This window comes from Flavobacterium sp. R1_16, assembly GCF_057652095.1.
This window is the reverse complement of the sequence record NZ_JBYFCG010000004.1, coordinates 276,368-289,288: the sequence shown is the minus strand read 5'-3', so window position 1 is coordinate 289,288 and position 12,921 is coordinate 276,368. Positions and strand designations below refer to the sequence as shown.

Annotated in this window: 7 protein-coding genes; 6 read left to right on the top strand and 1 reads right to left on the bottom strand. The window is 32.4% G+C overall.

Going from position 1 to position 12,921, the window contains the following annotated elements:
• Window positions 1–2: 2 nt before the first annotated feature.
• From AC23L6_RS09070 to AC23L6_RS09060, 3 genes are all read left to right on the top strand, one after another.
• Entirely contained in the window at window positions 3–2,573 is a 2,571-nt protein-coding gene (locus AC23L6_RS09070; RefSeq protein WP_487561847.1) for a DEAD/DEAH box helicase, read from the top strand.
• A gap of 100 nt (window positions 2,574–2,673) precedes the next feature.
• The gene (locus AC23L6_RS09065) at window positions 2,674–3,600 is read left to right on the top strand and encodes a PfkB family carbohydrate kinase (RefSeq protein WP_487561846.1); all 927 of its coding nucleotides are present in this window, start codon (window positions 2,674–2,676) and stop codon (window positions 3,598–3,600) included.
• A gap of 67 nt (window positions 3,601–3,667) precedes the next feature.
• Entirely contained in the window at window positions 3,668–5,566 is a 1,899-nt protein-coding gene (locus AC23L6_RS09060; protein ID WP_487561845.1) for an amidophosphoribosyltransferase, read from the top strand.
• A 606-nt stretch (window positions 5,567–6,172) separates the two neighbouring features.
• On the opposite strand, the gene AC23L6_RS09055 is transcribed toward AC23L6_RS09060, so the two are convergent.
• Window positions 6,173–6,781 (bottom strand): superoxide dismutase, encoded by a 609-nt coding sequence (locus AC23L6_RS09055; protein WP_487561844.1) that lies wholly within the window; start codon window positions 6,779–6,781, stop codon window positions 6,173–6,175.
• 142 nt (window positions 6,782–6,923) lie between these two features.
• Between AC23L6_RS09055 and AC23L6_RS09050 the strand changes: the two genes are divergently transcribed.
• The 3 genes from AC23L6_RS09050 (at window position 6,924) to AC23L6_RS09040 (ending at window position 12,859) form a co-directional block, all read left to right on the top strand.
• Entirely contained in the window at window positions 6,924–10,070 is a 3,147-nt protein-coding gene (locus AC23L6_RS09050) for a UvrD-helicase domain-containing protein (RefSeq protein ID WP_487561843.1), read from the top strand.
• A gap of 38 nt (window positions 10,071–10,108) precedes the next feature.
• Window positions 10,109–11,302, top strand: coding sequence for a glycine C-acetyltransferase (kbl, locus tag AC23L6_RS09045; protein WP_487561842.1), 1,194 nt, complete (start codon window positions 10,109–10,111; stop codon window positions 11,300–11,302).
• Window positions 11,303–11,449: 147 nt separating this feature from the next.
• Window positions 11,450–12,859 (top strand): OmpA family protein, encoded by a 1,410-nt coding sequence (locus tag AC23L6_RS09040; RefSeq protein WP_487561841.1) that lies wholly within the window; start codon window positions 11,450–11,452, stop codon window positions 12,857–12,859.
• Window positions 12,860–12,921 lie beyond the last annotated feature (62 nt).

Sequence of the window (12,921 nt, the reverse complement as noted above, 5' to 3'; positions counted from 1 at the left end):
CAATGGCAGGAAAGAAAATTTTTAATACGCAAGATTTAGTTTTAAAAGTAAACGACAAAAATTTTGACCCAATAAAATATCCATTAGATGAATGGGAACGCTTTTTAGATGTTCTTTGCCAAAACAGAGAATATCAAAAAGAAGCAATTAAAACTGCCATTCTTTATTTGATTTCAACCAAATACAATACTATTGAAGATTTGGTAAAAGAAAATTATAAAACGAATGACCAATTACAATTAAGATACAAAACTGATAAAGAATATTTAAGTAAAATTCAGTTACCAAATAAACTTTCTGCGTGTTTAGATTTAGCTACAGGAACAGGAAAAAGTTTTGTAATGTATGGTATTGCACAAATAGCATTAGGATTAGGAATTGTTGATAAAGTTTTGGTTTTAGGTCCACCAAGTTTAACAATAGAAAGAGAATTAACTAAAAAATTTGAAGAACTATCTACAAATCCAAGTTTAAAAAATGCAATTCCCTCAAGTGCAAAAGTTGGTAATCCTACAATTATAAATGCAGACCAAACCATAAAAGATGGTTGTATTGCTATTGAAAATATCAACGCAGTTTATTCAAAAACGGGTTCGTCAATTTTTGATAGTTTAGCGTTTGGAAAAGGAGAAAGATGTTTAGTATTAAATGATGAAGTGCATCACGCTTATAATAAAGTGGAGGGAACATCAAACGAAAGTAAAAGCATTAAAAAATGGAAAGAATTTTTGTTAGATGCTACTTATCAATTCAAATATATCTTAGGTTTCACAGGAACTTCATATATTGATAATGATTATTTCAATGATGTTATTTTCAGATATTCCTTGCGTTCAGCAATAGAAAATCGCTTTGTAAAAAGTGTAAATTATGTTGTAGAAAATGAAGATAGTAATGAAAACGAAAAGTTTCAAAAAATACTACAAAATCACAAATTAAACAAAGCAAAATATTCAAATCTAAAACCTTTGACAATTTTAATAACTAAAGACATTAAAATTGCAAAACAATTAAAAACAAGATTAGTAGAATTTTTACACGAAAAAGGCGAAGGTTCAGAAGAATTTTTGAGTAATGAAAAAGTTTTACTTGTTACTTCTGATAACGACCATAAAGCAAATGTTTTAAAATTACCTTATGTGGATAATCAAGAAGAACCTGTTGAGTGGATTATTTCTGTTGCAATGCTTACCGAAGGTTGGGACGTGAAAAACGTTTTTCAAATCGTACCAATGGAAGAAAAAGCATTTAACTCAAAACTTTTGATTGCTCAAGTTTTGGGTAGAGGTTTGCGTATTCCAAACGGCTATCCTAATGCAGAAGTAACAGTTTTTAACCACGATAAATGGAGCGAGAGAATTAAGGATTTGGTGGACGAAATTTTGGAAATGGAAACCAAAATAAAGAACAGCCCAATTCTTGATGGCGACAGAGCTAATTTCCATTTTACACTTCATAATTTGGATTATACAAAAGAGAAAAAAGAAGTTGAGATTGAAAAAGAAACCGAAGTTTTCAATTACAAAGATTATATAACTTTTGTTGCTGAAACTTTTGAACATAAGACAGATACAAAGTTTGTAAAAATTGGAGAAAAGGAATATAAAATGACTTATGAAATTGAGAAGGAAAAATTTTCAGTTTCAGAAATAGTCAATAAAATTTATGATGAATTTCAAATTAGAAAATTAGAAGGTATCATTTTAAAACTAAACGAAACAGAATATACAAGTGAGAATTTACCTAGTAAAGATGTAATTGAACAAGTCATTAAAAACTCTATGGAAAAAGTTGGTATGACAGGAGATTTTTTAGGTAAAAAAAACAGACAAGCTGTTTTTTCTGCCTTTAATACTTTGCTTCGTAAAAAACCAAAAAGTATTATTTTAACAAGAATTCCAAACTCAATAACAGAAATTAAAACACAAAATCGAGAACACGAAAGTGTTTCAGTTTTGGGTTTAAGAAGTGATTCAACTGTTTTTTATTCTGATGATTATGAAAATGAAATTGTAATTTCTGATACTTTAATAGCTTTTAATGAAATTAAAGAAGATATGTCATTGCCTCGTTCTGCATTCCAAGATAGTATAAATAAGTTTCTTTTTAAAAGCCCTATCGATTTAGTTTTTACTTCTCGTGAACCTGAAAGAAAATTTGTAAGCGAATTAGTTAAAAAGGAAAATGCTCAAAAAATAACAAGTTGGTTAAAGTCTAAAAATCAAAGTTTTTATTCTTTAGAGTATTCATTCACAAAAGGGTCACACACAAGTAGTCATTGGTTTAATCCAGATTTTTTTATTTTAATAGAAAAAGACGATTTTCAATATATTTCTGTTGTGGAAATTAAATCTGACAATGACAATAGTGATGAAAATAAAGCAAAAAATAAATATGCTATTGAACACTTTAACGAGCTAAACAAACAACTTAAAGAAAAAGGAATTAAACAAAATTATATTTTCAATTTTTTAAGCCCAACAAATTACAGCGATTACTTTACTTATTTGCGTGATGAAAGACTTTTGGGCGGAAAATATAAAAGCGAGTTAGATTTGTTGTTGGAGATGTAAAAAACTTTAAACCTCAAACCATTTTAAACTTTTAAACTAAAAATGTATCTTTGCGCCTTTAATTTGAGATTGCTTCAAAAAATCTCGCAATGACAAAATAATGAACAAACTTTTAATAGTAGGAACCGTTGCTTTCGACGCTATAGAAACTCCTTTTGGAAAAACAGATAAAATTTTAGGAGGCGCAGGAACCTTTATAGGTCTTTCAGCTTCTCATTTTAATTTGCAGTCGGCAATTGTTTCCGTTGTTGGAGATGATTTTCCACAAGAATATCTAGATTTATTAACTTCACGAAATATTGATATCTCAGGATTAGAAGTGGTTAAAGGCGGAAAAACATTCTTTTGGAGCGGTCGTTACCACAACGATATGAATTCGAGAGATACATTGGCTACAGAGCTTAATGTATTGGCCGATTTCAATCCTATTGTCCCAGAAAACTTTAAAGATGCTGATGTTGTAATGCTTGGAAATTTACACCCAATTGTACAAACAGGTGTTTTGAACCAAATGACTTCAACACCAAAATTAGTGGTTTTAGACACCATGAACTTTTGGATGGATTGCGCATTACCAGAACTATTAGACGTAATTAAACGCGTTGATGTAATTACCATAAATGACGAAGAAGCCCGTCAGTTATCTGGAGAATATTCTCTAGTGAAAGCTGCAGCCAAAATACATACTATGGGACCAAAATATGTTGTGATTAAAAAAGGAGAACATGGAGCATTAATTTTCCATGGAGAGCATATTTTCTTTGCACCAGCATTGCCTTTGGCTGATGTTTTTGATCCAACAGGTGCAGGTGATACTTTTGCAGGTGGATTCGCAGGATTCATCACTCAGCAGGGAGATACTTCATTTGACACTATGAAAACGGCGATTATTCAAGGTTCAAATTTAGCTTCCTTTTGTGTTGAAAAATTTGGAACAGAAAGAATGTTAGAATTGAATAAAGAAGAAGTGAATCAACGCTTGAAACAATTCAAAGCCTTAACACAATTTGAAATAGAATTATCATAAATTTATGCCTCGAGTTTTCGGGGCATTTTTATTTTACACAACTACTAACAACAACACAACTACTACAATGAGCGACGCAATCAAACACGAATGTGGAATTGCACTTTTGAGATTAAAGAAACCGTTAGAATTCTACAAAGAGAAATACGGTTCTGCTTTTTATGGAATACAAAAAATGTATCTCCTCATGGAAAAGCAGCATAATCGAGGACAGGATGGAGCAGGTCTAGCTTCCATAAAATTAGATGTCAATCCCGGTGAAAGATACATTAGTCGAGTCCGTTCTAATGATGCACAAGCGATTCAGGATGTTTTTACACAAATTAATGAAAGAGTCAACGAAGAAATGGCGCTTCATCCTGAATATGCAGACAATGTAACGCTTCAAAAAGCGAATATTCCATACATAGGGGAATTATTTTTAGGCCACGTTCGTTATGGAACTTTTGGTAAAAACAGTATTGAAAGTGTACATCCATTTTTAAGGCAAAACAATTGGATGCACAGAAATCTGATTTTAGCGGGTAATTTCAATATGACTAACGTAAAAGAACTTTTCGATAGTTTAATTGAAATTGGTCAACATCCAAAGGAAATGACGGATACCGTAACTGTTATGGAAAAAATAGGCCATTTTCTGGATGATGAAGTTACGGATTTGTATCAAGAATGTAAAAATAACGGGTATACTAAAAGAGAAGCTTCTCCAATAATCGCTGAGAAATTAGACATCGCCAAAATTCTTAAAAAAGCATCTAAAAATCTAGACGGTGGCTATGCAATGGCAGGACTACTAGGACATGGTGATGCTTTTGTGTTTAGAGATCCAGCAGGAATTCGTCCCGCTTATTTTTATCAGGACGACGAAATTGTTGTGGTTGCTTCAGAAAGACCTGTCATTCAAACGGTTTTTAATGTTGGGTTTGAAAAAGTGCAAGAGTTACAACCAGGGAATGCTTTAATTATTAAGAAAAATGGTACTGTAACTGAAGAGAATATTTTAACACCGACACTAAAAAAAGCATGCTCTTTTGAAAGAATTTATTTTTCAAGAGGCAGTGATTCCGAAATTTATCAAGAAAGAAAAAATTTAGGAAAACTAATTCTCCCTGAAGTTTTAAATGCAATAGATAATGATACTGACAACACGGTGTTTTCGTATATTCCAAACACAGCTGAGACTTCTTTTTACGGAATGGTCGAAGCGGCTCAGGATTTTTTAAACCAAAGGAAAAACAAGTTTATTCTTGATAATAGAAAAACGTTGACCAAGGAAAAGCTAGAAGAAATCCTTGCCGTAAAAATCAGAACTGAAAAAGTAGCGATTAAAGATGCTAAACTTCGAACATTTATAACTGAAGATAGCAGTCGTGACGATTTGGTTGCCCATGTTTATGATGTAACTTATGGAGTAATAAAGCCTGAAGATAATTTGGTAATTATTGATGATAGCATTGTTCGAGGAACAACCCTCAAAATGAGTATCATAAAAATGATGGATCGATTAAAACCTAAAAGTATTGTAATTGTTTCGTCAGCACCACAAATTCGTTATCCAGATTGTTACGGTATCGATATGGCAAAATTGGAAGGTCTAGTGGCTTTTAGAGCAGCATTAGAATTATTAAAAGAGAGAGGACTGTATCATATAGTTGATGAAGTATATATAAAATGCAAAAGCCAAGAGCATACTAAGGATAGTGAAGTAATCAATTTTGTAAGTGAGATTTATGCCCCTTTTCATCATCAGGAAATTTCAAATAAAATTGCAGAGATGTTGTGTACTCCTGAGATAAATGCAGAGGTAAAAATTATTTTTCAAACTATTGAAAACTTACATATTGCTTGTCCAAAAAATTTAGGAGATTGGTATTTTACTGGAGATTATCCAACGCCTGGAGGAAATCGTGTCGTGAATCGTGCTTTTATGAATTTTTATGAAGGTAAAGACGCCAGAGCATATTAAAACACAAGTAATTGAGCAGTTTATCGAGTTTTATAGTTATTCATCTAATTTATTTGTCAGATAAACAACACTAGTATACATTTGAAGAACCATAGCATTAGTAGGTTAAGTTTATGGTAGATTTGGGGCAAAAAGGGTGAAAGAAATTTCACCTTTTTTATTTTGTAAAAAACTGATAGTCATCACTTTATTGATTTTTATAGTTATTCATCTGATTTATTTGTTAATTAAATCATACCAATATACATTTGTTCAACCATAGCATTAGTAGGTTAAGTTTATGGTAGATTTGGGGCAAAAAAGGTGAAAGAGATTTCACCTTTTTTATTTTATATGTTTGTGATAAATTCTTTCTTTTTAGCCCATTTTGCTATTATTTGACTAGTTTCCCAATTTATTTTCAATAAAAACGCACTTAATAAGTTAAATCTTATTAACTTTGTACTACCATATGTTTAGCTAGGTATAAGTTTATGGTAGATTTGGGGCAAAAAGGGTGAAAGAAATTTCGCCCTTTTTATTTTTTTATTCAATTCGTTTGATACCAAAAATAAAAAAGACGTCAAGGTACTCTCGACGTCTTTTTTATGAAATTAAAAAGGAAGATTATTTTTCTAAAGCAAATCTTCTTGAGACTTCTGTCCAATTGATAACATTGAAAAAGGCTTCGATATAGTCAGGTCTTCTGTTTTGATAATTTAGATAATAAGCGTGTTCCCAAACATCCATTCCAAGAATAGGAGTTCCTCCACAACCAACCTCTGGCATAAGCGGGTTATCTTGATTTGGAGTTCCACAAATGTCAAGTTTTCCACCTTTGTGAACACAAAGCCAAGCCCATCCCGAACCAAATTGTGTAACACCAGCTTTACTGAATCTAGCTTTAAATTCATCAAATGAACCAAAGTGCTTTTCTATAGCATCTGCTAATTCTCCAGAAGGTAGTCCGCCACCATTAGGAGACATCACCGTCCAAAATAAGTTATGATTATAAAAACCACCACCATTGTTTCGTACAGCTGCATTTTTTAAATCAAGGTTAATCAAAATATTCTCAATGGTTTTTCCTTCCATATCAGTTCCAGCAATTGCCGCATTGAGATTTGTAGTGTAAGCGTTGTGATGTTTTGTGTGATGAATTTCCATCGTACGGGCATCAATATGTGGTTCTAATGCATCGTATGCATAGGGTAATTTTGGTAATTCAAAAGCCATTTTATTTTTAGTTTTAAAGATTAATAAATATTTAATTCAAAATTAAACAATTAACTTTGGAATTAAAATAATCAATTGTTATAATTTAAATAAAAGCGTAAATTATAGAACAGATTGTTTATAAATTTCGAAAAGAAACTAAATGAATAGACCCTCATTTTCAATTTATGACGCCTCAGCAGGTTCAGGAAAAACCTATGCTTTAGTCAAAGAGTATTTAAAAATTATTCTGACCTCAAAAAAGGATGATGCTTACCGCAATATTCTAGCAATAACATTTACAAATAAAGCTGTTCATGAAATGAAATCCAGAATTGTAGGCAGTTTGTCTGAATTTGCCAAAGAAGAACCTAGGTCAAAAGCCGAAGTTTTAATTATGGATTTGGTTTCAGAAACCAAGCTTCCTAGGGAAAAGATAAAAACAAAATCTAAGCAAATTATCAAGCATATAATTCATAATTATGCAGCATTCGATATTTCAACAATAGATAAGTTTACCCACAAAGTGATACGGGCTTTTGCACACGATTTGAATTTACCAATGACATTTGAGGTTGTATTGGATTCTGAAAATCTATTAACTGAAGCCGTTGATGCAATCATTGATCAAGCTGGTGAAGAGGATGTTTTGACGAATTTGTTGGTCGATTTTACCATGGAAAAAACGGACGACGATAAGAGTTGGGATATTTCAAGAGAAATTTTTGAAACAGGAAGGTTAATTTTAAACGAAAACAATAGAAACGAAATCACTTCTTTCGAAAACAAATCAATAAGTGACTTTCTTACAAGTAAAAAAAAGTTAGAGTTGGCATGTAAAACATTGGAAGGAGAAAATAGTCAACTTGCACTAGAGATGCTTGCAACAATTGAGAAAAACGCTATTGATCCAAAATCATTTTCGGGAGCATATTTTCCCAATCATTTAAAAAGTATAGTTGCAGGTGCTTACAATCCAAAAAATAAAAAGTATTATAACTCTGAAGATATAAAAATCAATAAATCAGCAAAAGACAAAGCAAGAATTGAGCAAATTATTCCAAGCTTATTGCAAAAGCTGCTAACTATTTACAACAATTTTGAGAAGAGAGATTTTTACAAAGCTTTTTTAAAGAATATTACCCCACTTTCGTTACTAAATAGAGTAAGTAGTGAGTTGACTAGAATTCAAGACGAGCAAAATATTCTTTCCATTTCAGAGTTCAATTCAATTATACATCAGCAAATTCAAAATCAGCCGGCTCCTTTTATTTATGAACGATTGGGGGAACGATACCGTCATTTCTTTATTGATGAATTTCAAGATACCTCAGAAATGCAATGGCAAAATTTAATTCCGTTGATAGATAATGCAACTTCCAGTGAAATTGATGGAGAAAAAGGAACCTTGATGATTGTAGGCGATCCCAAACAATCTATTTATCGATGGCGTGGAGGCAAAGCAGAACAATTTATCGATTTGAGTAAAGATAAAAACCCGTTTAATAATCCTGATAAAACATTAGAACATTTAAATAGAAATTACAGAAGCTATTCTCAAATTGTAGAATTCAACAACAGTTTTTTTAAATTACTATCAAATGAGTTTAAGAATACAGATTATAAAGAACTTTATGAAAACCACACTTATCAAGAGTCAAATAACAAAATAGGAGGATACGTAAATATCTCTTTTTTGCCCAAATCAGTAGATACCGACGAGGATTCTAAGGATAGAATAGCACATTATCTAGAAGCAATTGTAAATACAATAAAAAAAATAGAACAACAAGGCTTTAAATATGAAGATATTGTAATCTTGACCCGAAAAAGAGAACAAGGGATTTCTGTTGCCAATTATTTAACAGAACAAGGAATTCCAATAGTATCTTCAGAAACGTTGATGATACAAAACGCTACAGAAGTTCATTTCATTATAAACACTTTAAAATACCTAAATAACAATACAGATAAAGAAGCCAAAGCCAATTTTTTATTTTACATAGCAAAATATGTTCAGAATGAAATGCCAATCCATGATTTTATTGTTAAAGGAATGGAGGAAGCAGATGAAAAGGCTTTTGAGAATTGGTTGGCTAAAGTTGTAGACTTGATTTCTTTTCAAGACATCAGAAAGAAGTCGTTGTACGAAGCGGTTGAAATTATTATTTCAAAATGTATACCTCCCAAGAACAAAAGCGCCTACATACAGTATTTTTTAGATATTGTGATAGAAAGGGACATACGAAATCAATCTGGAATTTCTGATTTCTTGAATTATTGGGATAAGAATTCTCAAAAATTTAGTATTCCATCTCCAGAAGGTAAAAATGCAGTTCGCATTATGACTGTACACAAATCGAAAGGACTAGAGTTTCCTGTGGTAATCCTTCCATTTGCCGATGAGGATTACAATAAAAAGCCGAAAGACAAATTGTGGTTAAATGCTGAAGAGGAGACCTTTGGATTGCCCAAGGTTTTGATAGATAATAATAGTGCAGTAGAGAGTTACGGGGAGGATGCAAAATTAGTTTACGAACAGAAGAAACAAGAAGATTTATTAGACAATATCAATGTTTTGTATGTTGCCCTAACCAGAGCAGAAGAACAATTATATGTAATTTCTAGAATGGTTGAAACCAATAAAGAAGGAGCGTATCCATATAATACAGCAGCATTTTTTATTAAATATTTAATTGATAAAAATGATTTTGATGTAGATAAATTGGAATATCAATTTGGAACTCCCACTAGAGTGTCTTTGAAAAACGATTCAAAAAATGAAATAAAAACAATTTCTTCAGTCAACACTATTCTTAATCCCAGAGACATTAAGATTGCTCAAAAAGAAGCACTAATGTGGGGAACACACCAGCAAAAAGCAATAGAATACGGAAACGTTATTCATGAGATTATGGCGTTAATAAAGACTAAAGATGATATAGATTTAGCCATAACAAAATCTATTGAAAATGGATTGATTGTTCTGGATCAAAAAGAAGCTGTACACAAAACGATATACGAAATAGTAACACATCCTGAACTTTCAGAATGTTTTGTAGAAGCAAATTTGGTCTTAAATGAACAAGCAATTATTCAAAAAGATCAAACTATAATTAAGCCAGACAGAATGGTTGTAACAAAAAACAATGGAATAGTACTTCTCGATTATAAAACAGGGATTCATAACTCTAAACACCAAACGCAATTGGAAAATTATACAACAGCAATTGAAAAAATGGGTTATAAAGTCACAAAAAAAGCTCTGGTATATATAGGAGAAGATATCAATGTTGTAAATTATAATTGAATTTCAAAAACCGAGTTCTCATTTAAAAAAGCATTAAAATGTACGGAAAAATAAAAGACCATCTTCAAAACGAATTAGAAACGATTAAGGAGAACGGAATCTTTAAGAAAGAAAGAATAATTACTTCTCCTCAAGGTGCAGAAATCACCATTTCAACAGGTGAAAAAGTGTTGAATTTCTGTTCCAATAATTATTTGGGATTATCCTCGCATCCCGAAGTGATTCAAGCAGCCAAAGACACTTTGGATTCACATGGTTTTGGAATGTCCTCTGTTCGCTTTATTTGTGGAACGCAAGATATTCACAAAACATTAGAAAAAAAGATTGCAGATTTTTATGGAACAGAAGACACGATACTTTATGCTGCAGCTTTTGATGCTAATGGAGGAGTTTTCGAACCTTTACTTAGCGAGAAAGACGCAATAATTTCAGACAGTCTCAATCATGCTTCGATAATAGATGGAGTTCGCCTGTGTAAAGCCATGCGTTACAAATATGAAAACGGAAATATGCAGGATTTAGAACAACAATTGATTAATGCAAATGAAGCAAAAGCCCGATACAAGATTATAGTAACAGATGGTGTTTTTTCTATGGATGGTGTCGTCGCTCCTTTGGATAAAATTTGTGATTTAGCAGATAAATATGATGCTATGGTTATGGTTGACGAATGTCATGCCGCAGGATTTATAGGAGCTACAGGACGAGGAACTCTTGAGGCAAAAGGTGTAAAAGGAAGGGTAGATATTGTTACAGGCACTCTTGGAAAAGCATTAGGAGGTGCTATGGGAGGTTATACTACTGCCAAAAAAGAAATTGTCGAATTATTACGACAACGTTCAAGACCGTATTTGTTTTCTAATTCTCTCGCACCAGCAATTGTAGGTGCATCCATTAAAGTTTTTGAAATAATAGAGAAAAGTACGGATTTAAGGGACCAATTAGAATGGAATACAAAGTATTTTAAAACGAAAATCAAGGAAGCCGGATTTGATATCATCGACGGAGAATCGGCTATCGTCCCTATTATGCTCTATGATGCAAAATTAGCTCAACAAATGGCAAATGAGTTGTTAGATAAAGGAATATATGTTATTGGATTCTTTTTTCCAGTTGTTCCAAAAGACAAGGCAAGAATTAGAGTGCAACTTTCAGCATCACATACTAAAGACCATTTAGATAAGGCTATTGAGGCTTTTATTGAAGTTGGAACAAAATTAAAGGTAATATGAGTATTATATTTGACACTTATGCAACATTTTCGCTGTTATTTTTAACATTTCGTTTTGTAGTTAAAAAATTACGTATTACTTTTGTCTCATTAATACCTTGTAATCAAAACAAAAATTAAAGTATTGTAATTTAAACAAAAGTAAAGTATGAAACATCTTAACAAATTATTTGCTGTTGCATTATTGTTTGTCGGAATAAATTCGCAAGCACAAGACAGTAACAACCCTTGGGCAATAAGTTTTGGGGCAAATGCAGTAGACACTAGAGTAAGTGCAGCGTCAAGCGTTGAGGATCAATTTTCTCAATATTTTAATGTTAAAGAAAATTGGAATATTATTCCATCGGTATCTTACCTAAACGTTTCTAAAAATGTTGGAGGTAATTTCTCTTTTGGAATTACGGGATCTATAAACAAAATTTCAAGATTTGTTCTTCCTAGAACTACTGTTCCTGGAGATTACACAGTTGTTAATCCAGGTGACTTAAGTTACTATGCTGCTGATGGAGTTATTAAATACAGTTTCAAAGACATTCTAGGGTCTAAATGGTTTGATCCTTCTGCTCATGTAGGTGGAGGTTACACTTGGTTAGGAGATGCTAGTTACGGAACAGTTAATGGAGGTCTAGGATTAACATTATGGTTTTCAGAAATGGTTGGTTTATCATTTCAATCAACTTACAAATACTCTCTAGAAGATTCAGCTAATAGAGGTATGGCAGATAATATCCCAACTCACATGCAGCATTTTGCTGGTCTTACTTTCAAGTTTGGAGGTAAAGATACTGATGGAGATGGTATATATGATAAAGATGATGCTTGTCCAGAAGTTGCTGGTTTAAAACAATTCAAAGGATGTCCTGATACAGACGGTGATGGAATTATAGACGGAAGCGATTCTTGTCCAGAAGTTGCTGGTTTAGCTGAATTTCAAGGATGCCCTGATACTGATGCAGACGGAATCGCTGATAAAGATGATGCTTGTCCAGAAGTTGCTGGTCCAAAAGCATTAAACGGTTGTCCAGATGCTGACGGTGATGGAGTTGCTGATAAAAATGATAAATGTCCACAAGTTGCTGGTCCTTCAGCAAACGGAGGTTGTCCTTGGCCAGATACTGACGGAGACGGAGTATTAGATAAAGATGACAAATGTGTAGATGTTAAAGGAACTGTTGCAAACAATGGTTGTCCTGAAATAACTGAAGAGCAAGTAAAACAATTGAACGCTTATGCTAAAACTATTTTATTCAATAGTGGTAAAGCAACTTTCAAACAAGAAACTTTTGCAGTATTACAATCAATCACTGCTATATTGAAACAATATCCTTCTTCTAAATTTAGCATTGAAGGTCATACTGATAGCGATGGTAAAGATGCTGCAAACCAAAAATTATCTGAAGATAGAGCAGGTGCAGTTAAAAACTATTTAGTTGAAAATGGAATTGATGCTAGCAGATTGTCTTCAGCAGGTTATGGAGAAAGCAAACCAATTGACAGTAACAAAACTGCAAAAGGTAAAGCTAACAACAGAAGAGTTGAAGTGAAGTTAGTAAAATAATTTCATCTAAAATATTTACAGAAAACGCCCCGATATATCGGGGCGTTTTTTTATTTTTATAC

What these genes read in the sequence shown, in the direction of transcription:
- AC23L6_RS09060 (WP_487561845.1), top strand. Translation starts at nt 3,668, where the DNA reads ATGAGCGACGCAATCAAACACGAATGTGGAATTGCACTTTTGAGATTA.
- AC23L6_RS09070 (WP_487561847.1), top strand. Translation starts at nt 3, where the DNA reads ATGGCAGGAAAGAAAATTTTTAATACGCAAGATTTAGTTTTAAAAGTA.
- AC23L6_RS09050 (WP_487561843.1), top strand. Translation starts at nt 6,924, where the DNA reads ATGAATAGACCCTCATTTTCAATTTATGACGCCTCAGCAGGTTCAGGA.
- AC23L6_RS09055 (WP_487561844.1), bottom strand. Translation starts at nt 6,781, where the DNA reads ATGGCTTTTGAATTACCAAAATTACCCTATGCATACGATGCATTAGAA.
- AC23L6_RS09040 (WP_487561841.1), top strand. Translation starts at nt 11,450, where the DNA reads ATGAAACATCTTAACAAATTATTTGCTGTTGCATTATTGTTTGTCGGA.
- kbl (WP_487561842.1), top strand. Translation starts at nt 10,109, where the DNA reads ATGTACGGAAAAATAAAAGACCATCTTCAAAACGAATTAGAAACGATT.
- AC23L6_RS09065 (WP_487561846.1), top strand. Translation starts at nt 2,674, where the DNA reads ATGAACAAACTTTTAATAGTAGGAACCGTTGCTTTCGACGCTATAGAA.